Genomic DNA, 22,646 nt, shown 5'->3' with positions numbered 1-22,646 from the left:
GAAAGCGAGCGAGCCAGGTGCGCGCACTGGTGGTCGACCACGCCGATGCCGGGCCGATCCGGTTGGCGGAGGTCTCCGAGCCCGAACCCGCCCCCCACGAGTGCCTGGTCGCCGTCTCGCACATCGGGCTCAACCCCTGCGACCTGGAGCACGCGGCCCGAAGACCCGGCGGTTCGGTCCACGGCCGGGACGCGTCGGGCGTGGTGCTGCGGGCCGCGGCGGACGGGACGGGTCCGCCGGTGGGCAGCCGGGTGGCGGTGGGGCGGGCGTGGCAGGCCTGGGCGGAGCGGGTCGCGGTGGACGCGGGGCTGCTGGCCGTGGTGCCGGACGGGGTGGACCTGGCGGACGCGGCGGCGCTCGGGGTCGCCGGGACGACGGCGCTTCGGGTGCTGCGGACCAGGTCGGTGCTGGGGCGGGCGGTGCTGGTCACCGGGGCGAGCGGCGGGGTGGGCAGGTTCGCGGTGCAGCTGGCGGCGCTGGCGGGGGCGCGGGTGAGCGCGCTGGTCGGGTCGCCGAGGCGGGTGGAGGGGCTGCGCGGGCTGGGGGCGAGCTGGGCGGGAGTGCTGGCGGACCTGCGCGGCGAGTTCGACCTGGTGGTCGACACCGTGGGCGGGCCGCAGCTGGCCGACGTGTGGGAGCGGGTGGCGCCGGGCGGTGACCTGCGGCTGGTCGGGGTGGCGTCCGGGGAGCGGACGGCGTTCGGGCCCGGCGAGCTGTTCGCGCTGGGGGCGACGCGGACGATCAGCACGTTCGGCGGGGAGCGGCCGGGGGTGGACGAGGAGCTGGCGGTGCTGCTGGACCTGATGGCGCGGGGCAGGCTGTCCGCCGAGGTCGGGCTGCGCGGGGACTGGCACGAGCTGCGGGGGGCGGCGATGGCGCTGTTCGCGCGCGAGGTGCGCGGGAAGGTCGTGCTGGACGTGTTCTGACCTGGGGGTGGGGTCGCGCGCCCCACCCCGGCGTCCGCCGTCAGGGCGTGGTCGGCCAGGTCAGGGCGAAGGTGGCGACGGCGGCGGCGACCACGATCACCACGGCGATCACGATCGGCACCCACCGCTTGCCGGACTTCTCACCGGGCTCGTCGACCTTCTCGCCCTTGCGCTTCTTCTCGGCCTTGCGCTTCTTCTCGGTCTTCTCGCCGGTCTCGCCCGTCTCCGGCTGGTTCGGCACGCGCAGCACCTGCGTCGGCCCCGGCGCGTCCTGCCGTCCGGGCAGCGGCACCTCCTGCGTCGGGCCGGGCTCGCCGTCGACCGGGAGCTGCGAGCGGACCGGGAGGAGCTGGGTCTGCGCCGGGATCGGCGTGGTCGGCTGCACCTCCACCGGCTGCGTCACGCCGGGCGGCACGTCGTCGTCCACGACGTCGGCGACGATCACCGACACGTTGTCCGGGCCGCCGCCAGCCAGCGCCAGGCTGATCAGGGTGTCCGCGCAGGTCACGACGTCGCCCTCGCGCATGGCGCGCTCGATGGCCTCGAAGTCCACCACGTCCGACAGGCCGTCCGAGCAGAGCAGGAACCGGTCGCCCGCGCGCGCCCGGCGCAGGTGCGTGGTCGGCTCGACCTGGTCGTTGCCGACCAGCACCCGCAGCACGATGGAGCGCTTCGGGTGGACCTCGGCCTCCTCCTGCGTGATGTAACCGGCGTCCACCAGCGACTGCACGAAGCTGTCGTCCTTGGTCATCTGGTCGAGCGCGCCGTCGCGCATCCGGTAGGTGCGCGAGTCGCCGATGTTGAGCAGCACGACCCACTCGCCGCCGAACAGCACGGCGGTCAGGGTGGTGCCCATGGACGCGAGCGCGGGGTTCGCGGCGACCAGGTCGTTGATGGCGGAGTTGCCCGACTCGACGGCGGCGTGCAGCTGCTCGATCGGGTCGCCGGTGAGCCGGTGGTCGTCGAGCGGGGCGAGCGCCCCGATCACGGCCTTGCTGGCGACCTCGCCCCCCGCGTGCCCACCCATGCCGTCCGCGACCGCCAGGAGGCGGGGACCCGCGTAGAGGGAGTCCTCGTTGTTCTGGCGGACCAGGCCGCGATCGCTGCGGGCGGCGTAGTTCAGCACGAGTGCCATGCCGTCACTCTAGCCAGCCCGGCGCGGTGCTCCGACCCTCGGATTGGGCTCGCGCGGCGCGGCGGTGCGACCGGGTGCCGGGCCGCCCGCGCGCCGCGCCCCCGGCCACGCCGCCGCGTGCGCGGACCGCGATGTTTCGGTCACCGCCGAATTCCTGGCCGGGCGGGGGCCGAAAGGTCAGCTGGGAGGCGGTTCCCGTTGTCCCGCAACGGGTTCCGGCGGGGCTGTGGATCACCCGTTCGCACTGCGACATCAGGGCGACCGGTCCCGGTGATCCTCTCGCGCGCGCAGGCGGGTCGGGTTCACTGCGGCACGGGGACCCCGGAGCGGGTCCGCGGGAGGAGACCGATCATGCGCTCGACCGCACTGGCAGCGGCGGCCTTGGCCCTGCTCACGACACTGACCACGGGAACCGCGCACGCCGACGCGCCGCTCCCGGTGAACGACTCGTTCGCGAACGCCACCCCCGTCACGTCCCTGCCGTTCACCGAGCAGGCGGACGTGCGGACGGCGACCGTCGAGCCGGGTGAGGCGCAGGGGTCCTGCGACGCGGCCCCGACGAGATCGATCTGGTACGCGCTCACCCCGGCCGAGACCGCGTCGATCACGCTGTCCGACGAGTCGCGCGACTACTACCACACGCTGACGGTGTACACCGGCTCGTCGCTGGCCGACCTGACCGAGTTCGCCCCGTGCTGGTGGTCGTACGGCAGGAAGCGGACGTTCGTGCTGACCGAGGGCACGACCTACCACGTGCGCGTGGCGACGTCGAACGACGAGTACGCGTCGGCGTCCACGGTGGGCTTCGCGCTCGCCCCGCCGCCGTTCGCGGACTTCGAGGTGATGACGGAGCGGCCGAGGGCGAACCAGCCGGTGAGCTTCTACACGCTGTCGTGGGACCAGGGCGGTGGCGAGGGCACGACCGTGCTGTGGGACTTCGGTGACGGGACGCAGACGACGGAGTACCGCCCGGAGCACGTGTACACCAAGCCGGGCCTGTACCGGGTGACGCAGACGGTGACGACCACGGACGGCCGGACGGCGACGGTCACCAAGTGGTTGCGCGTGCGCAGGTAGCAGGCGCTCCCCCGCAGGCCGCTCGCGCGGGCGGCCTGCGGGGGTTGCCGGGTCAGGCGGGCTCGCCGGTCCAGCCCGTGGCGCGCAGCCAGTCCTCGAACGTCAGCAGGCCGGGGTGCAGGCGGCGCAGGGCGGGGAGGTCGCGGTCGAGGTCGGCGACGGGCCTGGTCTGGAAGAACTCGAACATCGACGCGAAGTCGTGGCCGCCGCCCGCCCGCATCGCCTCCAGCGGCACCGGCAGGTAGGCGCTCGGGATGCCGGTGACGCGCTCGAAGGTCGCCGCGATCTCCGCGCCGGTGGGGCTGTCGGCCACCACCGCGAGGTCGCGCCCGCCCCAGCCGTGCCAGTCGTCGAACATCCTGGCCGCGAACCACGCGATGTCGTCCAGCGCGATCAGCGGGTAGCGGCCCCGCTCGTCCAGGGGGATCCGGAACAGCGCGCCGGTGCGGCCGTCCGGCAGGGTGGTGCGCTCCGGGGGCAGGCTCACCGGGAAGTTCTCGTAGTACGGGGCGGTGGTCAGGATCGACGTGCTCCGGGTGTGCCAGCCCTCCTCGCCGCGCTCGGCCTCGTCCGCCCGGTGGGTGTGGATGTGCGCGGCCACCCCGGCTTTCGCGTCGTAGTGGGACATCCTGACCCGTCCTGCGGTCAGCGCCGAGACGCCGTCCAAAGAGGACCAGGTGAAGCGCGCCACCCCGGCCTCCCGCGCCGCTTCCAGCGCGGTGACGCCCTGGCGGTGCTCGGCCAGGACCCCGCCCGCGCCGAAGTGGTCGGTGTTGCAGAACACCTGGTCGACGCCCTCCAGCGCGGCCCGCAGCGTCGCCGGGTCGTCCAGGTCGCCCTTCGCCGCGCCCGCGCCGAGGTCGCGCAGCGCCCGCGCTTTGGCCGACTCCGGGTCGCGGGTGAAGGCGGTGACGGTCCCGGCGCCCAGCAGCGCCCGCACCACCCGCGAACCCATCAGCCCGGTCCCGCCGATCACCAGCGTGGTCGTCATCGGTGACTCCTCGTTCTCGGTGTGCCCGGCCGCCGCGCTCCGGCCGCCGTGCCCCGACTGTCCGGCCGGGCGGTGGTCGGGATCCAATGCCCGGCGCGGCGCGCGCGATGCCCCGGAGGCATCGGACGTGCTCGGGGGCCGCCGGCTAGGGTGGTGGTGTGCCCAGCACCACGCCCTTCCCGGTGGACCTCGACCTGCGCGTGGTCCGGTACTTCGTCGCGGTCGCCGAGCACGGGCACTTCGGCCGGGCGGCCGAGCGCTGCCTGGTCGGGCAGCCCTCGTTGAGCAGGCAGATCCGGGGGTTGGAGCGACGCCTGGGCGTCGAGCTGTTCCGGCGCACGCCGCGAGGCGCGGAGCTCACCTGCGCGGGGGCGGCGTTCCGGCCGCACGCCGAGCGGTTGCTGCGGGTGGCGGACGGCGCGGTCGCCGCCGCGCGGGCCGCCGGTGGGCCCGAGCGGCTCGTGGTCGGGTACGCGCCGGGGCTCGCGGTCACCGGGGCCGTCCGGGCGGTGCGCGAGCGGGCGCCCGGCGCGGTGGTGCGCAGCGTGCACCTGGGGTGGAACGACGCCGCCACCGCGCTGCGGGAGCGGCGGGTGGACGCGGTCGTCGCGCGGCTGCCGCTGCGGACCGAGCGGCTGCGGGTGACCCGGCTGTACGACGAGCCGCGCATGGTCGTGCTGCCCCGGTGGCACCGGCTCGCGGGGCGGGAGTCGTTGGCGCTCGCCGACATCCGCGACGAGCGGCTGCCCACGACCGGCGGCTCGACCCCGGAGTGCGCGGCCCACTGGCGGCTGGAGCCGAGGCCCGGCGGGGAGCGCGCGCCCGAGGGTCCCGAGCTGGAGTCGCCGGACGACGTGTGGGACTGCGTCGCGGCCGGTGAGGCGCTGGCCGTGGTGGCCCGCGACCACGGCAGGCTGGTCCCGCCGGAGCTGACCGTGCTGCCGCTGCGCGCGGAGCCGACGACCGTCGTGGTGGCCACGCGGGAGGACGACGGGCGGGCGCTGGTCACGGCGTTCGAGCTGGCCGCTCGCGGTTAGGGGTCACGCGCGGGCGGTCGACCACCGCGACGGTCCACTGTGGGCGGTTCGCCGTGCCGGTCCACTGTGGGCGGTCCACTGTGGTCTGTCCGGGGGAATGTCCCCCGACGGGTGTCGCCTGGAGGGGTGCTTTCGCCGCTGCGGGGGTTGGGCCGGGTCCTAGGTTCCGGGTAGCTGGCTTGCTCCTGTCACCAGCCTCACGACGACGATTGCGGGTTCGACATGGGAACTGCTCACCGCAGCGCACTGGCCGCCTGCGCGGCGCTGGCCTCGGTGGTCGCGCTCGGCGCCGCCCCCGCGACGGCCGACGCCGCCCCCGCCCCGCGCGGGCTCCTGGACAGCTGCGCCGCCATCCGCAGGCTCCTGCCCATTGCGCCGGACGGCCCGTACGTTCTTATCACCGCCGACCTGCTGCTCGGCGTGCACTGCCACGACATGGCCGGGACGCCGCGCGAGTACCTGAACCTCCCGGACACCGGGGGCGCGACCAACTTCTCGCAGTACACGGCCGGTGGCGCGTCGCCGGGGACGAGCACGCGCACCACGTTCAGCAAGCTGCGCGTCGACCCCGCCACGCTCACCGTCGACATCGGCGACCTGACCTTCGCCACGTCCACCGGAAGCCTCACCCACGGCGTCGACCGGGTGACGTCGATGCCCTACGCCACCGCGATGAGCTGCGACGGGACCGCCAGCGGTGTGGCGAGCGTCGACCTGCGCGGCACCGCCTTCGCCGTCGACGACACGTTCGCGCCCGCAGGCGCCGGGGCGTCCGGGGCGGTCGCGGTCGCCCACGGCGGCCAGCTCGTGGACATCACCGGCGGCGGCTACTGCGGCTGGAACGTGCCCGCGCCCGGCTTCTACAACCCGTACAACCCGCAGGTCGGGATGAGCGCGCTGGAGCTGTCCTGCGCGCCTGCGGGCCTGCTGCGACCGCAGCCCTGCGTCAGGCTCGGCTGAGCGAGGCCGAGCACGAACCCCGTGCGGTGGCAACGCTCGCCGCGCGGGGTTCCCGCGCGCCCGAGCCCGCCTGCGACGGGGCGCGCTGACGTCCCTCGTCCCACGGGAGGAGACCCGCCCCCGGCTCCTCCCCCGGTAGCACCGGGGAACGGCGCCGTCGACCGAGGACGCGGACGCCCGCGCGTCGCTACGGTTCCGGCACCAACTCCCGCAGCGCGGCGGGCGCCACCGCCGCTGAGCGCGGGAAACCCTTGCTGCCAGAGGAAAATCACCCATGACGATCTACCACGGAATCCGCTTCTCGGTCCACCCCGGCGTGACCGAGGAGGCCATCGCGGCCGGGCTCGCGGCGATGCGGGACGCCGCCCGCGCCAACCCCGCCGTCACCTCCTTCGTCGTCGGCCGGGACTTCGGCGGCGACTACGACTACGGGGCCGTTTCCGTCGTCGCGGACCTGGCCGGTTACGCCGAGTTGATGAACCACCCGTCGCACCTGGAGGTGGACCGGGCCGGGTTGCCGCTGATCGAGCGGTTCGCGTCGTTCGACATCAGCGACGACCCCGATCCAGGGCTGGGCGCGCGGATCGCCGAGGTGCACCGGGAGCGGTACGCGGCCAACCCGGACGTGGCCGACCTGGTCTCCGACCTCGACGAGTACCGGGGCAGCGCCGCGCCCGGCGGGAGCGCGTCGTGAGCGGGGCGGTCCCGGCGCACCGGGAGTCGACCGCGACCGAGGTCGTGCTGCCGGGGCCGGTCGAGCCGGACGGGGTGCGGACCAGGGTGCGGGAGCTGCCCGCGCCCGGTCCGGGCGAGGCCCTGGTGCGCATGGAGGCGACCGGGGTGTCGTTCGCCGAGCAGCAGATGCGCCTCGGCCGCTACTACGACCAGCCGCTGTTCCCGTTCGTGCCGGGGTACGACGTGGTGGGCGTGGTGGAGGCGGTGGGGCCGGACGTGGAGCGGGGGCTGGTGGGGCGGCGGGTCGCCGCGGTGGTCAAGGTCGGCGGGTGGGCCAGCAGGCTGCTCGTCGCGGCGGGCGACCTCGTGCCGGTGCCGGACGGGATCGGGCCCGCCGAGGTGGAGGCGGTGCTGGTGAACGGGATCACCGCGTGGCAGGTGCTGCACCGGTCGGCCTCCGTCACCCGAGGTGGGACGGTCGTGGTGCTGGGCGCCAACGGCGGGGTCGGGTCGGTCCTGGTGCAGTTGGCGCGGCACGCCGGGATCACCGTCGTCGGGACCGCGTCGGCCAGGCACCACGACGCGGTGCGGGCGCTGGGCGCGATCCCCGTCGACTACCGCGAGCCCGACCTGCCGGGCCGCCTGCGCGCGCTGGCGCCGGACGGGGTGGACGCGGTGTTCGACCACGTCGGCGGACCGGGGCTGGTCGACTCGTGGCGGTTGCTGCGCAGGGGCGGCACGCTGGTCAACTACGGTTCAGCGTCCACAAAGGACCAGAAGGGCAGCCTCCTGGGCACGGTGGCCCTCTTCGGCCGCCTGTTCCTGTGGAACGCGCTGCCCAACGGGAAGCGGGCGCTGTTCTACGACTTCTGGGCGGGCAGGCGCCGGGTAGCCGATTTCCGGGCCAGGCACCGGGCCGACCTGACCGAGGTGCTCGCGCTGGTCGCGAGCGGCGCGCTGGCGCCGCAGGTCGCCGCCAGGGTCCCGTTGAGCCGGGCGGGTGAGGCGCTGGCGCTGGCCGAGTCGCGGACCGTGCTGGGCAAGGTCGTCATCGTCGCGGACTCGTGAGGGAACCCTTGCGCGCCACCACGATCCGCCCCGGCGAGGTGGACAACCGGGCCGCCTACGCCGGGTTCGCCCTGGCCTTCGTCCTGGGCCACGGCTCGGCCGCCCTCGCGAGGGGCGACGACCCGCTCCTGCGGCTGCCGCCCTGGGTCCCGCTGACCGCGCTGGCGCTGTTCCTGGTCCCGGCGCTGGTCCTGTCCGTGCGGGCGGGCGCGCTGGCCCAGCGCGGCGCGGGGCCTGAGCGCAAGCGCACCGAGTCACTGCTCGGCGTGGCGTGGTGCACGGGGTTCACCGCGCTGGCGCTGGCGATCACCGGTCTGGCGACCGGGAGGCCCGAGGTGCAGGACGTGCTGTGGCCAGCCGGGTCGGTCCTGATCGTCGGGATGATCAACATCGCCGAGGGCGCGGTGCGCCGCGACACCCTGCACTACGCGCTGGGGACGTGGCTGGCGCTGCTGTCGTCCGCGTCGCTGTTCCTGGACGTGGCGGGCGTCCACGCCGTGCTGGCGGTGGCCGGTGGCGGTGGTTACGCGGTGGCGACCGCGTTGGCGCGCAAGCGGTTCGCCGCCGCCTAACCGCCCGGCCGCACGATCCCCGAGTCGTAGGCGAACACGATCGCCGCCGCCCGGTCGCGCGCGCCGAGCTTGCCGAAGACCGCGCCCACGTGCGTCTTCACCGTGGTCTCCGCCAGGCACAGGTCCGCCGCGATCTCCCGGTTCGACGCGCCGCGCGCCATCAGGCGCAGCACGTCCAGCTCCCGCCCGGTCAACTCCCCCACCACCCCCGACGCGGCGGGCCGCCCGAACCGCCGGTAGGAGGCCAGGACGGGCCCGAGCATCGTGCCGTCGATCCAGGTCCCGCCGCCAGCGACGGTGCGCACCGCCTCGATCAGGTTCTCCGGTGTCGCGGACTTGAGCTCGAACCCGGCCGCGCCCGCGTCCACGGCGGCCCAGAGCACGTCGTGGTCGTCGAACGTGGTCAGCACGCACACCGGCGGCCCGCCGGACGCCCGGAGCCTGCGGGTGGCCTCGACGCCGTCGACGCCAGGCATCCGCACGTCCACGCACACCAGGTCGGGCGAGCACTCGGCGGCGGCGCGCACGACGTCCGCGCCGTCGCCGCGCTCGCCGACGACGCGGATGTCCGGTTGGCTGCGCAGGACGAGCGCGAGCCCGGCCCGCACCATCGGCTGGTCGTCCACCAGCAGCACGCGGATCACTCAGGTCCTCCCGGTCGGTCGGTGGGGCAGTCGGCGGGGCAGTCGGGCGCGCACGGTCCAGCGGTCGTGGTGGCGGGCGGCGCGGAACTCGCCGTCGACGGCGGTGACCCGGTGCTCGAGCCCGGCCAGCCCCATGCCACTCCCCTCGGCGGCCGTTGGCGCGCAAGGGCTTTCCACCGTCGCGGTCACGTTCCGCTCGTCCAGCTCGACGCGGATCACCGCTTCCGGCGGTCGGGGGGCGTGCTTGGCGACGTTGGTGAGCGCCTCGCGCAGCACGTCGTGCAGCACGATGCGCGGCGCGGCGTCGATCGTGGCCACGTCCCGGTCCAGGTGCGCCTCCACCCGCATCCCGGCGTCCCGGTAGACCCGGATGAGGTCCTCGATCTCGCCGAGCCCCGACGGCGCCGCCGACCCGCTCCCCCGGTGCATGAGCACCAGCGCCTGCCGCAGCTCCGCCATCCCCTCGCGCCCCACGGTCTCGGCCCTGCGCAAGGCTTCCACGGCCTCGTCGGGCGAGGAGGCCAGGTTCACCCGCGCCCCGGCCAGGTGCAGCAGCACGACGCTGAAGCTGTGCCCGACCACGTCGTGCAGGTCGCGCGCGACCCGCTGCCGGTCGGCCGCGACGGCGGCCTCGGCCAGTTCCACGCGGGTGCGCTCCAGCTCCGCGATCAGCGCCCGCTGCTCGCCCACCAGCCTGCCCAGCACCCACCCGAGCAGCAGCCCGGCGGACCAGATCCACGACCCGATCCCCCGGTGCCACGGGTTGGTCTGCAGGGCCCAGACGAAGAACGGCGAGACCAGGCACAGCACGAGCGCCACGAGGTCGGCCCTGCCCACCTCCCCGGACGCGGCGACGGCCACCGCGATGATCACCACCAGGTAGGCGCTCTGGGTGACCGCGGCGGCGTCGCCGACGAGCGTGGGGAGGGTGGTCCAGGCCAGCAGGAGCCAGCCGGGCATGGTCCGCCAGAACACCCGGACGACGAGCGCGGGCGCCATGACCAGCGCGACGACCCACCCCCAGTCGACGGTGTAGGCGTAGTTGAGCACCCCGAAGGCGCTCCCCAGCACGGCGGCCCTGGTGGTGAACACGTCCCGGCCGCGCGACAGCAACCGCATGTCCGGGGATGGTAGGCGAGCCGGGGCGGTTCGGGACCGGACGGCGGACCGGACGGTCCCGTGGGAGGAGGCGGTCTCCTACCACGGGAGGAGCGGGCGCGGGAAGTCCACGCGGGGGAGGGCTTCCGGTCCGCGCGCGTTCAGGCAGGCGCCGCGCTTCTCCCGATTGGCTCGTTCCAGGGATGAGCGCCGCGCGCTTGCCTAAACTCCGCGGATGACCTGCCTCATCTGCCGCAAGCACCGGGGCGACGGCCCGCTGGTGGGCCCGGAGGTGTGGCGCGGCGACCTGGTCGTGGTCACCTGCCACCCCGCCGGTTTCCCCGGCCACCTGCTCGTCGACTCCCGCCGTCACGCCCCCGGACTGGCCGACCTCACCGACGCCGAGGCCGAGGCGGTCGGCTGGGCGGTCCGCCGCGCGGCGGCGGCGCTCCGAGCCGAACTGGCCCCGGAAGCGGTCTTCACCGCCGTGCTGGGCCGCGCCGTCCCGCACTTCCACCAGCACGTGCTCGCCCGCCACCCCGGCACCCACCCGACGTCGACCCGCTCTCGTCCACCGACTGGCCAGGCGCACCCCGCCTCACCGCGCCGGAACTGGCCGACCTGGCGTCCGGGCTCGCCGCGCACTTCCGCTGACGCGCGCCCGGAACCGGCTCAGGTCAGGTACAGCGCGATCGCCACGCCGGTCGCGAAGACCACGATCGTCCACCTCAGGATCTCCTGCGGCAGCTTCCTGGCGACCCGCGCGCCGACGTAGCCGCCGATCACGGTCGCCGGGGCCAGCACCGCCACGGCCAGCCAGTTCACCGGGCCGAAGATGCTGTACAGCAGCACCGTCGTGATGCCGACCACGGCCGCGAAGACGTTGCGCAGGGCGCTGATCCTGCGCAGCGGCTCGTCCAGCACGAGCGAGACCGCGGCGATCACCAGGACGCCCATGCCCGCGTTGAAGTAACCGCCGTAAACGCCGCACAGGAAGAACACCACCTGCAGCTGGATCGCGGTTTTGCGCGGGGTGTTGTCCTTCGGGTTGCCCGCGAGGGCTTTCAGGCGCTTCTGGAACGCCATCATCAGCGCCGCCGTCAGCACCAGGAACGGCACGACGGCTTCGAAGACGTAGCGCGGGGTGAACAGGAGCAGGGAGCTGCCGCACAGGGCGCCGACGACGATGGTCGGGACCACCGCCAGCATCCGCCTGCCCTGCCCGACCAGGTCGGGGCGGCTCGCGACGGCGCTGGAGGCGTAGCCGGGGGCCACCGAGAGGGCGTTCGTGACGTTCGCCGCGACGCCGGGCAGACCCATGGCTACCAGCAGCGGGAACGTGATCAGCGAGCCGCCGCCCGCGATCGCGTTGATCCCGCCCGCGACCAGGCCGCCGCCGAACAGGGCGAACGCCTCCCACAACTGCACCGCGCCTCACCCTCCACCGACCGGCCTCGGCGCGGCAGCGCACCGGGACGGAAAACAGCTCTGCTCGGACGAATCACCGCCGACCATGATGAAATGCGGGGTTCCGGAACATCAACCTGGTGTGACAGTTCTCTCCGGCGACGATTCCGACATCGCGGGCGAAAAGGCGCGCGGATATAGCACGGGTGGGCCGGGTCTCAATTTTCGAGCGGTGCGGGCGCGCATTTTTCGCCCTCCGGGGCGGGGTGCGCGGACGCGGGGTGACGGAGCGGAGTCGGGGGCGGGGCGCACGGCGGACACCCTGCCCGACCGACCGGGCCGTCGCCATCGAACGTCGCAACGAGCGCCGGAGCGGTGGTCACGCAGAGGCGCAAAACTGCGGACACATGCATAGGATGTTGATGCGAACAGGTGGCGGGTTCGCCCGTTCGGGCCTAGTCGAACACGAAGCGTGCTGACTACGGTCCGTTGTTCACCCCTACCTGGAGGCTCGCGACGATGTCGCCGAAGAGCGTTGGCACGATCATGAAGCACCGGCACGAGAGGGTCGTGATCCTCAAGACCGGGTTGCGCGTCCACGGCGCGGACGCCGTGAGGATCGCCCGGCTCAGCACCACCCGGCCCGCCGACAGCGTGCCCTGCGTGGAGGCGAAGACCTGGTACGAGGGCTACTGGGTGCGGCTCGACCAGGTCACCACGGTCAAGTCCACCGAGCTGATCAGCGCCTGGACCGGCCCCGGCAAGCTGCCCCCGGAGCCGCTGGCGTCCGCGATCGCCCGCCTGGACGAGGAAGAGGAGGACGGGAAGGGCTGACCGCTCACCCCACCGCCGCCAGCATCAGCAGCTTCTCGTAGCTCGCGCTGCCCGGCTCGGCGGTGAACACCAGCAGGGTCTGCGCCTGCTCCGGGTCCACCAGCGTCTGGCAGCGCAGCTCCAGCGCGCCCAGCTCCCGGTGCGCGAACCGCTTCACCCCCGGATACCCCTCCCCCACCCGGTGCTCGGCCCACACCCGCGCGAACTCCGGGCTCTCGGCGAGCAGCGCCTCCCTGATCTCCAGCGCCCTGGGGACCCGCGCGCTGCACGCCTGCCGGAACTGCGCCGCGTACACCCGGCTGTGCAGCTCGTGGTCCTCCACCGGGTGAATCGATCGGCACCCAGGGTCGGTGAACCACCGGTAGACCGCGCTGCGCGCCAACCCGGTCCACCGCGTGTCGTCACCCATCAGCGCGATCGCGGGCCGGGTCTGGGCGAGCGTCTCACCCACCTGGTTGATCACCTGGGCGGGGGTGTCCGCGAGCCGGTCCAGGATGCGCATCGTGCCGGGGCTGATGTGGTCGCCGCGCGGGTGCCGCTGCGGGGCGGGGTGGCCGCCGACGCGGAACAGGTGGTCGCGCTCGTCCAGCGACAGGTGCAGCCCGCGCGCGATCCCGGCGAGCACCTGCTCGGACGGCTGGGGGCCGCGCTGCTGCTCGATCCGGCCGTAGTAGTCGGTCGAGATGCCGCTGAGCGCCGCGACCTCCTCCCGCCGCAGCCCGCCGGTGCGCCTGCGCGGTCCCCTGGGCAGGCCGACGTCCTCCGGTTGCAGCGCCTCGCGCCGGACCCGCAGGAAATCGGCCAGCTCGGCCCGGTTCTGCATGGCGTCAGTGTCCCCGAGCCGCGAACGCCACGTCGGCCAGGCCGAGCGAGAGGTCCCACAACCGGGCGGCGTCGTCCTCGCCGCGAGCCCGGCGGTAGAGCCTCTCCTCGGTGGCCGCGCCGGTGAGGTGGAACAGCCCGCGCGGCCCGTAGAACCGCCCGCCCCGCGCGTCCGGGGACGTGGCGGCGTGCAGCGCGGGCCGCAGCCCGCCCTCGACGGTCTGCACCGGCCAGCCCAGCCGGGACAGCACCCGGAACGGGGCGTCGAACGTCGAGCGCGCGCCGCCCATCGTGGGGCCCGCCTTCTGCAGGTTGGTGGCGGTGAAGCCGGGGTGGCAGACGTTGCTGGTGAGGCCCCAGCCGTGCGCGCGGCTGCGCCGGTCCAGCTCCAGGGCGAACAGCATGACCGCGAGCTTGGACTGGTTGTAGGCGCCCCACGGCGAGTAGGCGCGCTCGGACTGGAGGTCGTCCCAGGCGATCCGGCCCGCCATGGAGCCGAGGGACACCTGGGTGGTGACGCGGGCGCGGGCGGCGACGAGCAGCGGCAGGATCCGGGCGACCAGGGCGAAGTGGCCGAGGTGGTTGGTGCCGAACTGGAGCTCGAAGCCGTCCTCGGTGGTGTGCCGGGTGGGCGGGGTCATGACGGCGGCGTTGTTGACCAGGAGGTCGATCGGTCGGCCCTCGGCGTTGAGGCGGTCGGCGAGGTCGGCGACGGAGGCCAGCGACGCGAGGTCGAGCACGCGGGTCGAGGACGTGCCGCCGATCCTCTCCAGCGCCGCGCGGCCCTTCGCCGCGTCGCGCACCGGGATGACGACCTCGGCGCCCAGCGCCGCGAGCCGCCGGGCGAGGCCGAGGCCGATGCCGTCGCTCGCCCCGGTGACGACGGCGAGCTTGCCGGTGAGGGTGGTTTCGCTCATGGGACGAGCCTGCTGGGCGCGGGTGGGCGGATGAAGGCACGGATCATCAGGGGACGGGTCGTCCCTGCCTGGGCGCCGCGTCACCGGGCCGGGTCGGGGCGCGGGGCGGGCGGCCGGTGACGGCGCCGGGGGTCACGGGGTTGTGCTCGGCGGGGGTTCGGCGCCCAGGCCGGTGATCAGGGTGTCGACGAGGTGGCGGTAGCTGAGGTCGACGTCGTGTGGCAGGCCGAAACCGCCCGCGGACTCCAGGGCGATGAAACCGTGCGAGGCCGACCTGAAGGCGCGGGCGGCGTGCGGCGGGGAACCGGTGAGGCAGCGGGAGAAGAGGGCCAGCGCGGGGTCGTCGGCCCCGGCGGCCCGGACGGTGGCGGTGTAGCGGCCGGGGTGCGCGAGGGCCCAGTGGCGCAGGGCGTCGGCCAGCGCGCGCAGGGCGTCCGGTCCGGAGCGCCCGGCGACCGCGTGGCGCAGGACGTCCCCGAGCTCGCGGACCGCCAGCGCGCAGACGGCGTTCTTGAGGCAGGCCAAGGACTTCACGTGCCGGTAGAGCGAGGGGGCGCGCACGCCGAGGCGTTCGGCGAGCGGGCCCGTGGCGAGGGCGTCGAAGCCGACCTCGTCGGCCAGCTCGGCCCCGGCCGCCACGACGGCGGCCCGGTCGAGGCGGCCTCTAGGCACGGGCGGTGGCGAGGAACTCCAGCACCAGGTCCACGACCCGCTCGGGGAACTGGACGTGCGGGTAGTGCCCGGCGCCCTCGACGACCTCCAGCCGCCCGAGACCGGCGGGCAGGTCGGCGACGACGGCCTCGCCCTCGGCGCGCGGGGAGACCCAGTCGGGGTCGAGCTCGCCCTGGATGACGAGCACCGGGCACCTGACGTTGGCCAGCTGGGCGCCCGCGTCGGCGGGGGTGCCCTGCCCCATGGCGCGCAACGCCTTCATGCGGCCGGGCTCGCCCAGCATCGCCGCGATCTCCTCCTGGCGCGCCGCGAAGTCGGCCGGGCGGGGGCCGGGGTAGGCGATCTCCAGGTAGCGCAGCCAGCTCCTGGTGCTGCCGAACGCGGCCATGCCGAGCAGGGCGAGCATCCCCCTGCGGTAGGCGGGGTGGCGGAGGTCGCCGGGGGAGAAGCTCTGCGCGCGGGTGAACGGGGTCAGCTCGACCAGGGCGGTGACCAGTTCCGGCGCGGTGGCGGCGGCGATGGTGGCCGCGCCGCCGCTGATGGAGTGGCCGACCAGCACGGCGGGGCCGCCGAGGTGCTCGATCAGCGCGACGAGGTCGGCCGCGATGGCGGTGCGGGTGTGCTCGGGCCAGCCGGTGCTGGACTCGCCGTGGCCGCGCAGGTCGACGGCGGCGACGCGGTAACCGGCGGCGGCCAGGCGCGGGGCGGTGAAGCGGTAGGCGGCGCGGCTGTCGCCCATGCCGTGGGCGAGGACGACGAGCGGGCCGGTGTCGCCGGTGAGCTCGTAGGCGAGGGTGCCGCCGTCGAGGGTGAGGTGCTGGGTCATGGCGTCCTCCGTGATGCTCGTTAAGTTCGTTAGCCAAAAAGCTAATGCCATTAGCCTGCGGTGTCAACTCCGACCCCCGCGAGAGCGCCCGCTTGTTTCCGGAGGGGTTCCTCCGCTAGCTTGGGGCCCTCACCGGAGGGGGTCCTCCGAAACGGCGTCGTCCGGCCGGTCGAACCCCCGTCCACGAAGGAGGAACCCTTGCGCACCATCGGGATCATCGGCAGCGGGCAGGTCGGCGGCGCGCTCGCCCGGCTGGCCGTGGCGAGCGGCCACCGGGTCGTCGTGAGCAACTCGCGGGGCCCGGAGACCCTGGCCGACCTGGTCGCCGAACTCGGCCCCGGCGCGCGGGCGGCGACCCCGGAGGAGGCCGCGCGGGCGTGCGACCTGGCCTTCGTCGCCGTGCCGGTGCGCGCCTACCCCGACCTGCCCGCGGCGGCGCTGCGGGACCGGACCGTCGTCGACGCGATCAACTACGACCCGGCGCGCCACGGCCACGTGCCCGGCCTGGTCGGGACGACGAGCGAGCTGGTGCAGGCGCACCTGGCAGGGTCGCGGGTGGTCAAGGCGTGCAACAACATCTTCTTCGGCTCGCTGCTCGCGCTGGCCCGACCGAGCGGCGCGCCGGACCGGTCGGCGCTGCCCGTGGCGGGCGACGACGCGGGCGCGCGGGCCGAGGTCATCGCGTTCCTGGACGCGATCGGCTACGACGCGGTGGACGCGGGCCCGCTGGCGGAGGGCTGGCGCTGGCAGCCGGGCACCCCCGCGCACCTGGTGCACGCGGGCGCGACGGTGCGGGAGGCCGTGCCCGCCGGGGTGGAGCGGGTCAGGGCCGCGCTGGCGGCGGCGACGAGGTGACGCGCGCTCAGCCCCGCGCCCTGATCCCGTCCAGCGCCACGGCGAGCACGCGGTCGCGCTGCGCGTCGTCCCGGTAGTTCCCGCCGCCGACCCCGTTGACCAGCAGGCGGACGTCGTCGAAGCTCACGTCGGCGCGCGCCGCACCGGCCAGCTGCGCGCGTTCGAGCAGCGGCTCACCGGCCCGGTGGACGCGCTCCAGGTAACCGGCGAACATCGGCGAGTCGAAGTTCAGCGCCTCGTAGAGCGCCTTCTTGGTGGCCGAGTAGGCGACGAACTGCCGCAACCACCCGACCAGCGCCTCCCACGGCTCGTGCCCGGCCAGCTCGTCGGCGACGCGGGCGAGCGCGTCCACCTCGTCGGCGTAGACGGTCTCGAACAGCACCTGGCGGGTGGGGAAGTTGCGGTAGAGCGTGCCGATGCCGACCCCGGCGCGCCGGGCGACCTCCTCCAGCGAGCCGTTGACGCCGTGCGTGGCGAAGACCTCGCGGGCGGCGACGAGGAGGGCGTCGAAGTTGCGCCTGCCGACCGCGCGCTGCGGACGGCGCGCGACCTGCGGGGACGCGTCCGGTTGGGGCACCGGGCCAGTGTAGTCGGCGCGCTCAGCGCCCGGAGACGTCCAGGGTGACCGGGGACAGCGGGCAGCCCACGCAGGTCAGGACGTCGCCCTCGGCCCTGCGCTGCGGGGGCAGGCAGTTCGGCTCGGTCATCGCCACCTCGCCCGCGCGGAGCGTCGCGGCGCAGTCGCCGCAGCTGCCGACGGTGCACGAGTGCGGCATCGGGAGGCCCGCCGCGAGGGCCGCGTCGAGCAGGGTCTGGCCCGGTTCGACGACGGTCGCGCCGAGGGTGCGGGCGCCGTCGACGACGACCAGGGGTTGCGGGGCGGCGACCGGGGTCGGGGCGGCGGTGGTGTAGCGCTCGTGGTGGACGCGCTCGGGGGGCACGCCCCTGGCGGTCAGGACCTCGCGGAGCAGGGCGACCAGGGGGTCGGGGCCGCAGGCGTAGTAGGCGGCCCGGTCGGACGGGGTGAGCGCGGTGAGCCAGGACTCGACGCGCGCGGGGGTCGGGCGGCCCTGGTCTGCGGTGAGGACCTGGGTGATCGACAGGCGGTCCGGGTCGCGGTGGGCCAGGTCGGCGAGCTCGTCGGCGAAGATCACGTCCTCGGCGGTGCGGTCGGTGCGCAGCAGGGCGATCCGGGCTGGGGCGTCGGTGGCGAGGAGGGCGCGGATCATGCTCATCAGCGGGGTGATGCCGCTGCCCGCCGCGAGCAGGACGACCTCGCGGTCGACCGCCGGGTCCAGGTGGAACGCGCCGGACGGGCCGCGCAGGCGCAGGCGGTCGCCCGCGCGCAGGTCGTGGTTCGCGCGGGTGGAGAAGCGGCCTCCGGGCACGCGCTTGACGGTCAGCTCCAGGCTCGTGCCGCCGGGGGCCGAGGACGCGGAGTAGGAGCGGCGGACCGGCTCGCCGTCGAGGTCGGCGAGCAGGGTGAAGAACTGTCCGGGGCGGAAGTCGAAGGGGTGCGGGGAGTCCAGGACCAGGGTGACGGCGTCGGGGGTCTCCCTGCGGATCTCGGCGATCTCGACTTCCCTGGACGGGGGCTCCGGGGTGGTGGGGGTGAGGCGGACGTCGCCGTAGCCCTCCTGGCGCAGGTTGGCGCGGTAGGAGCGGTTGATGACCAGGCGCAGGACCGCCCCCAGGCCGGGGACGCGGGTGAGCGCGGCGAGCAGGCGGGGCAGGAAACCCTTGCGGGCGGCCAGGTTCGCGGCCAGGTGGTCGCCTGCCAGGACCATCAGGTCGGGCACCTCGCCGGGGCGGGCGTGCGCTCGCGGGGTCCACGCGCGGGAGCGGGTCAGCGCGGCGTTCGGGGTCACCTCGGCGTGCTCGACGGCGACGAGCAGCGCGGCGTGCGGCGGGATTCCTTTCAGGGCGAGGGTTTCGAGGAGCTCGGGGTCGGTGGTGATCGACGCCCGGCCGCTGACGTGCAGCACGTCGGTGCGGCCGGGGATCAGCGCGGCGAACGAGACGCGGTCGTCGTGGACGAGGTTGTGCAGGGTGTCGGCGCGCTTGTTGCCCCTGCGGTCGGGGATGGCGAGGGTGCGGGCGTCCAGGGGGTGGGCCGCGTGGGCGAGGTCGCCGCGCGGGCTGGTGTCGGAGCCGCCTTCACCGTCCTCTGTGGACAGTGCGAGGAACCTCGCGGCGGCGAGGAAGTCGGCCACGTCCGGGGCGGCGAGCGGGCCCGTGCCGCGCGGTCGCGGGGCGGGGTCGGCGGGGACGGGTGGTTGCCACAGGTCCGAGCGGATCACGGCCTGGGCGCAGTGCACGTAGGCCTCCAGCACGTCGACGAACTGCTCGTCGCCCACGCGTTCGGCGGCCTTCCCGTTGAGCCGCAAGGTCTCCCCCACGCCAGGCAGGAGGAAGGTGAACGACACCGGGCCGCGCGGGCGGGCGTCCGGCAGCGCGAACGAGACGCGGGTGGGCGAGTGGACGCGGGCGAAACCCGGCGCGCCGCCGACGAAGGTGGTGCGCTGGACGCCGTCCGCGTCGCGGTGGCCGAAGGCGGCGAGCGGGCAGCGGGCGAGCACGGCGCGGCAGCCGTCGTCCAGCGCGGTGATCTGCTTGGCCAGCACGGGCGCGGGCGCGCGGCCGATCACCGACTCGACCTGCGCGGTGGTGGCCAGCCGGTGCGACGTCGTGGCGGTCATGCGTTGTCCTCGCAGCTCATGACACTATTGTGAGCATTAGCTCAGGTATTTGACTACTCGCTTTCCGCGCACCCCAGGAGGCCAGCCGTGCCGTCCGCCGATCGCCGCTTGGAGCCACGTCGCAAGCCCCGCCAGGTCCGCGCCGAGCTGACCCGCGAGCGCATCCTCACCGCCGCTGCTCACGTTTTCACCGAGCACGGGTACGCGGCGGGCACCACGAACCGCATCGCCGAGCGGGCGCGGGTGTCGATCGGGTCGCTGTACCAGTACTTCCCGAACAAGGACTCGATCCTGGCCGCGCTGCTGATCCAGCACGTGGACCGGGGCTCGTGGCCGGGGTTCGAGGAGCTGGACCTGGCGCCGGGGACGCTGGAGGCGGTGGTGCGGGCGCTGGTGCGCGACGCGGTCGACCACCACCGCGACGACCCGAGGCTGCTGCGGCTGATGGTCGAGGAGGCGGCGGCGTCGCAGGACCTGCTGGACGCGGTCGCCCGGCACGGCGCGCTGCGGACCGGGCAGGTGCGCCAGGTGCTGGAGCGGCACCCGGACGTGCGGGTGGGCGATCCGGGCCTGGCGGCGGACCTGGTGCTGTTCACGGTGGAGATGAACACCCACAAGTTCATGGCCGCGCCGGGGAGCACGGCGGTGGAGGTGTTCGAGGAGGAGCTGGTGGCGATGGTGACGCGGTACCTGCGGGGGTGAGGGGCCCGCCCGTCCGGGGGACAGCGTCCCGAAGGGGGTCACCTGCTGGGGTGCTTCCGGGGAGCGGGGTCGCGCCCCGGCTTTAGGTTCCCGGTAGCCGACCCGGCTCCCGCCACACCCCCACGACGATTGCGAGCCCGACATGGGACCTGCTCTCCGCAGCGCGCTGGCCACCGGCGCGGCGCTGGTCGCGGTGGCCGCGCTCGGCGCCGCCCCCGCGACGGCCGAACCGCGCGGGCCACTCGACAGCTGCGCGGCCGTGCGCGCGCTCCTGCCCACCGCGCCCGACGGGCCGTACCTGCTGCTCACGAACCAGCGGCTGCTCGGCGTGCACTGCCACGACATGGCGGGCACGCCGCGCGAGTACCTGGACCTCCCGGACACCGGCGGGAAGGGCAACTTCTCGCAGTACACGGCGGGCGGCGCCTCGCCGGGGACGACCGTGCGCACCACGTTCACCAAGCTGCGCGTGGACCCGGCGACGCTGACCGCCGACATCGGCGACCTGACCTTCGCCACGTCCACCGGCGCCCTCGCGCTCGGGAGCACCACCGTGACGTCGATGCCCTACGCCACGGCGATGAGCTGCGACGGGGCCGCGAGCGGGGTGGCGAGCATCGACCTGCGCGGCACCGCGTTCGCCGTCTCCGACACGTTCCAGGTGGGCGGTTTCGCGGCGTCGGGCACGGCCGTGCTCACCCCCGGCGACCAGTCCGCGGACCTCACCGGCGGCGGCTACTGCGGCTGGAACGTCCCGGCGCCCGGCTTCTACAACCCGACCAACCCGCAGCCGGGGATGACCGCGCTGGAGCTGTCCTGCGCGCCCGGCGGGCTGCTGCGCCCGAAGCCCTGCTTCGAGATCTCCTGAGGCGCGACGACTCCAGGCGGACGAGCCGCGGTGACCGGGCGCTCCCGGTCACCGCGGCTCGTCCGCCTCACTCCGCGTAGATCTCCCGGATCTGCGCGTCGAAGTCCCTGCGCACCACGTTCCGCTTCAGCTTCAGCGACGGCGTCAGGTGCCCCGACGCCTCGGTGAACTGGATGTCCAGGATCCGGAACTCGCGCACCGCCTCCGCCCGCGACACCGCCGCGTTGCCCAGGTCCACCGCCAGCTGCACCTCCGCCACCAGCTCGGGGTCGACCCGGAGCTGCTGCGGCGTCAGGGCTTCCTTGCCGTTCTGGGCCGCCCAGCGGGGCAGCATCTCCTCGTCCAGGGTGATCAGCGCGGCGATGAACGGCTGCGCGTCGCCGACGACCATGCACTCCGCCACGAGCGCGTGCGAGCGGATGCGGTCCTCGATGACGGCCGGGGCGACGTTCTTGCCGCCCGCCGTCACGATGATCTCCTTCTTGCGGCCGGTGATCCTGAGGTAGCCCTCCTCGTCCAGGGCGCCGAGGTCGCCGGTGCTGAACCAGCCGTCCGCGTCCAGCACGGCCGCGGTGGCCTCGGGGTTGTTCCAGTAGCCGGTGAAGATGTGCTCGCCCTTGAGCTGGATCTCGCCGTCCTCGGCGATGCGCACCGACGAGCCGGGCAGCGGCAGGCCGACCGTGCCGATCTTCTGCACGTCCGGCGGGTTGGTCGTGGTCGCGGCGCTGGACTCGGCGAGGCCGTAGCCCTCCAGCACCACGAACCCCAGGCCCCGGTAGAAGTGGCCGAGGCGTTCGCCGAGCGGGGCTCCGCCGGACAGGGCGTAGGCGGCCCGTCCGCCGAGGACCGCGCGGAGCTTGCCGTAGACGAGGCGGTCGAACAGCTTGTGCTTGAGCTTCAACGCCAATCCCGGCCCGGACGGGGTCTCCAGCGCCCTGCTGTACGCGATGGAGGTGTCGACGGCCAGGTCGAAGACCTTCTGCTTGCCGCCCGCGACGGCCTGGGCGCGCGCCGAGTTGTAGACCTTCTCGAACACGCGCGGCACGGCGGGCAGGAAGGTGGGCTGGAACGTGGCCAGCGCGGCGGGCAGCTCCTTGAGGTCGCTGACGTGGCCGAGCTTGACCGGGGCGGCGAGCGAGCAGAGCTGGATGACGCGGCCCAGCACGTGCGCCAGCGGCAGGAACAGCAGCGAGGAGGCGTCGTCGTGGAACAGCGGTCGCAACCGGGCGATGGTGTTCCCGCACTCCGCCAGCAGGTTCCGGTGGGTGATCACGCAGCCCTTGGGGCGGCCGGTGGTGCCGGAGGTGTAGATGATCGTGGCCAGCTCGTCGGGGCCGAGGGTCTTGATCCGCTCGTCGAGCTGCTCGTCACTCACGGACGCGCCACCGGCGTCGAGCTGCTCCAGCGCGCCGTCGTCGATGGTCCAGACCTGGGTGAGCGCGGGTAAGCCCGGTCGGACCCGCGCGACCAGCGCGAGGTGCGCCTCGGTCTCCACGACGACCGCGACGGCGCCGGAGTCCTTGAGGATCCACTCGACCTGCTCGGCCGACGAGGTCTCGTAGATGGGCACGGACACCGCGCCCGCGCCCCAGACCGCGTAGTCCAGGACGGTCCACTCGTAGCGGGTGCGCGACATGATCGCGACCTTGTCGCGGGGCTTGACGCCCGAGGCGATCAGCCCCTTGGCCGCGGAGCGCACCTCGGCGAGGAAGCGGGCCGCGGTGACGTCCAGCCACCCGCCGTCGACCTGGCGGGCGAGCAGGACGCGCTCGGGTTGCTCGGCGGTGTTGCGGATGACCGGGCCGAGCAGGCTGTCATCGGCGGGGACCTCGTAGAGCGGCGGAATGCTCTTCTCGCGCAA

General features: G+C 74.4%; 24 protein-coding genes. 12 read left to right on the top strand and 12 right to left on the bottom strand.

Annotation, left to right across the window (positions count from 1 at the left end; all coding sequences use genetic code 11):
• Positions 1-17 precede the first annotated feature (17 nt).
• Positions 18-926: a zinc-binding dehydrogenase gene (locus LV78_RS11955; RefSeq protein WP_253845083.1), complete on the top strand. Its 909-nt coding sequence runs from the start codon at positions 18-20 to the stop codon at positions 924-926.
• Between the two features lie 40 nt (positions 927-966).
• Here LV78_RS11955 and LV78_RS11950 read toward each other — a convergent pair whose 3' ends face one another.
• Positions 967-2,061 (bottom strand): PP2C family protein-serine/threonine phosphatase, encoded by a 1,095-nt coding sequence (locus LV78_RS11950; RefSeq protein WP_308208704.1) that lies wholly within the window; start codon positions 2,059-2,061, stop codon positions 967-969.
• A 351-nt stretch (positions 2,062-2,412) separates the two neighbouring features.
• Here LV78_RS11950 and LV78_RS11945 point away from each other — a divergent pair, with 351 nt between their 5' ends.
• A complete protein-coding gene (locus tag LV78_RS11945) occupies positions 2,413-3,138 on the top strand; it encodes a PKD domain-containing protein (RefSeq protein ID WP_253845081.1) in 726 nt (241 codons plus the stop codon).
• A gap of 52 nt (positions 3,139-3,190) precedes the next feature.
• Here the strand turns inward: LV78_RS11945 and LV78_RS11940 are convergent, their stop codons facing one another.
• Positions 3,191-4,129, bottom strand: a complete 939-nt coding sequence (locus LV78_RS11940) for an NmrA/HSCARG family protein (protein ID WP_253845080.1) — start codon at positions 4,127-4,129, stop codon at positions 3,191-3,193.
• A gap of 158 nt (positions 4,130-4,287) precedes the next feature.
• Between LV78_RS11940 and LV78_RS11935 the strand changes: the two genes are divergently transcribed.
• From LV78_RS11935 to LV78_RS11915, 5 genes are all read left to right on the top strand, one after another.
• A complete protein-coding gene (locus LV78_RS11935; RefSeq protein WP_253845078.1) occupies positions 4,288-5,166 on the top strand; it encodes a LysR family transcriptional regulator in 879 nt (292 codons plus the stop codon).
• A gap of 222 nt (positions 5,167-5,388) precedes the next feature.
• Complete coding sequence (locus LV78_RS11930; RefSeq protein ID WP_253845077.1) at positions 5,389-6,126, top strand: GON domain-containing protein; 738 nt, start codon at positions 5,389-5,391, stop codon at positions 6,124-6,126.
• A gap of 274 nt (positions 6,127-6,400) precedes the next feature.
• Positions 6,401-6,820 carry a Dabb family protein gene (locus LV78_RS11925; protein ID WP_253845075.1) on the top strand — a complete coding sequence of 140 codons (420 nt, stop codon included), beginning with the start codon at positions 6,401-6,403 and terminating at the stop codon, positions 6,818-6,820.
• Entirely contained in the window at positions 6,817-7,869 is a 1,053-nt protein-coding gene (locus tag LV78_RS11920) for a medium chain dehydrogenase/reductase family protein (protein WP_253845073.1), read from the top strand. The genes LV78_RS11925 and LV78_RS11920 overlap by 4 nt, the downstream gene beginning before the upstream one ends.
• Entirely contained in the window at positions 7,866-8,441 is a 576-nt protein-coding gene (locus LV78_RS11915) for an ABC transporter permease (protein WP_253845071.1), read from the top strand. Before LV78_RS11920 ends, LV78_RS11915 begins: the two co-directional genes overlap by 4 nt.
• Here the strand turns inward: LV78_RS11915 and LV78_RS11910 are convergent.
• Both LV78_RS11910 and LV78_RS11905 read right to left on the bottom strand, forming a co-directional pair.
• Entirely contained in the window at positions 8,438-9,085 is a 648-nt protein-coding gene (locus LV78_RS11910; protein WP_253845069.1) for a response regulator, read from the bottom strand. The genes LV78_RS11915 and LV78_RS11910 overlap by 4 nt on opposite strands.
• Positions 9,086-10,204: a sensor histidine kinase gene (locus LV78_RS11905; protein WP_253845067.1), complete on the bottom strand. Its 1,119-nt coding sequence runs from the start codon at positions 10,202-10,204 to the stop codon at positions 9,086-9,088.
• A gap of 214 nt (positions 10,205-10,418) precedes the next feature.
• On the opposite strand from LV78_RS11905, the gene LV78_RS11900 reads away from it, so the two are divergent.
• Positions 10,419-10,958 carry an HIT family protein gene (locus LV78_RS11900; RefSeq protein ID WP_253845065.1) on the top strand — a complete coding sequence of 180 codons (540 nt, stop codon included), beginning with the start codon at positions 10,419-10,421 and terminating at the stop codon, positions 10,956-10,958.
• On the opposite strand, the gene LV78_RS11895 is transcribed toward LV78_RS11900, so the two are convergent.
• Positions 10,856-11,611: a sulfite exporter TauE/SafE family protein gene (locus LV78_RS11895; RefSeq protein WP_253845064.1), complete on the bottom strand. Its 756-nt coding sequence runs from the start codon at positions 11,609-11,611 to the stop codon at positions 10,856-10,858. The two genes, LV78_RS11900 and LV78_RS11895, sit on opposite strands and share 103 nt — an antisense overlap.
• A 498-nt stretch (positions 11,612-12,109) precedes the next feature.
• Between LV78_RS11895 and LV78_RS11890 the strand changes: the two genes are divergently transcribed.
• Positions 12,110-12,424: a hypothetical protein gene (locus LV78_RS11890; RefSeq protein WP_253845062.1), complete on the top strand. Its 315-nt coding sequence runs from the start codon at positions 12,110-12,112 to the stop codon at positions 12,422-12,424.
• Positions 12,425-12,428: 4 nt separating this feature from the next.
• Here LV78_RS11890 and LV78_RS11885 read toward each other — a convergent pair whose 3' ends face one another.
• From LV78_RS11885 to LV78_RS11870, 4 genes are all read right to left on the bottom strand, one after another.
• The gene (locus LV78_RS11885; protein WP_253845061.1) at positions 12,429-13,247 is read right to left on the bottom strand and encodes a helix-turn-helix transcriptional regulator; all 819 of its coding nucleotides are present in this window, start codon (positions 13,245-13,247) and stop codon (positions 12,429-12,431) included.
• A 4-nt stretch (positions 13,248-13,251) separates the two neighbouring features.
• Complete coding sequence (locus LV78_RS11880) at positions 13,252-14,163, bottom strand: SDR family oxidoreductase (protein WP_253845060.1); 912 nt, start codon at positions 14,161-14,163, stop codon at positions 13,252-13,254.
• 132 nt (positions 14,164-14,295) lie between these two features.
• Entirely contained in the window at positions 14,296-14,835 is a 540-nt protein-coding gene (locus LV78_RS11875; protein ID WP_253845059.1) for a TetR/AcrR family transcriptional regulator, read from the bottom strand.
• Positions 14,828-15,661, bottom strand: coding sequence for an alpha/beta fold hydrolase (locus LV78_RS11870; protein WP_253845057.1), 834 nt, complete (start codon positions 15,659-15,661; stop codon positions 14,828-14,830). Before LV78_RS11870 ends, LV78_RS11875 begins: the two co-directional genes overlap by 8 nt.
• A gap of 198 nt (positions 15,662-15,859) precedes the next feature.
• Here LV78_RS11870 and LV78_RS11865 point away from each other — a divergent pair, with 198 nt between their 5' ends.
• Complete coding sequence (locus LV78_RS11865) at positions 15,860-16,516, top strand: NADPH-dependent F420 reductase (RefSeq protein WP_253845055.1); 657 nt, start codon at positions 15,860-15,862, stop codon at positions 16,514-16,516.
• A gap of 7 nt (positions 16,517-16,523) precedes the next feature.
• On the opposite strand, the gene LV78_RS11860 is transcribed toward LV78_RS11865, so the two are convergent.
• Together LV78_RS11860 and LV78_RS11855 are read right to left on the bottom strand one after the other, a co-directional pair.
• A complete protein-coding gene (locus LV78_RS11860; protein ID WP_253845054.1) occupies positions 16,524-17,093 on the bottom strand; it encodes a TetR/AcrR family transcriptional regulator in 570 nt (189 codons plus the stop codon).
• A 22-nt stretch (positions 17,094-17,115) separates the two neighbouring features.
• On the bottom strand, positions 17,116-19,215 hold the full coding sequence (locus LV78_RS11855) for a 2Fe-2S iron-sulfur cluster-binding protein (protein WP_253845053.1): 2,100 nt from the start codon (positions 19,213-19,215) through the stop codon (positions 17,116-17,118).
• Between the two features lie 87 nt (positions 19,216-19,302).
• Between LV78_RS11855 and LV78_RS11850 the strand changes: the two genes are divergently transcribed.
• A complete protein-coding gene (locus LV78_RS11850; protein WP_253845052.1) occupies positions 19,303-19,917 on the top strand; it encodes a TetR/AcrR family transcriptional regulator in 615 nt (204 codons plus the stop codon).
• Between the two features lie 142 nt (positions 19,918-20,059).
• Positions 20,060-20,785 carry a GON domain-containing protein gene (locus LV78_RS11845; protein ID WP_253845051.1) on the top strand — a complete coding sequence of 242 codons (726 nt, stop codon included), beginning with the start codon at positions 20,060-20,062 and terminating at the stop codon, positions 20,783-20,785.
• Between the two features lie 67 nt (positions 20,786-20,852).
• On the opposite strand, the gene LV78_RS11840 is transcribed toward LV78_RS11845, so the two are convergent.
• Positions 20,853-22,646 (bottom strand): AMP-dependent synthetase/ligase, encoded by a 1,794-nt coding sequence (locus LV78_RS11840; RefSeq protein WP_253845049.1) that lies wholly within the window; start codon positions 22,644-22,646, stop codon positions 20,853-20,855.

It is taken from the genome of Actinosynnema pretiosum, assembly GCF_024171695.1.
GTDB lineage: Bacteria > Actinomycetota > Actinomycetes > Mycobacteriales > Pseudonocardiaceae > Actinosynnema > Actinosynnema pretiosum.
Note: the sequence above shows the minus strand (reverse complement) of the source record. Positions and strands in the feature narration are given on the sequence as shown.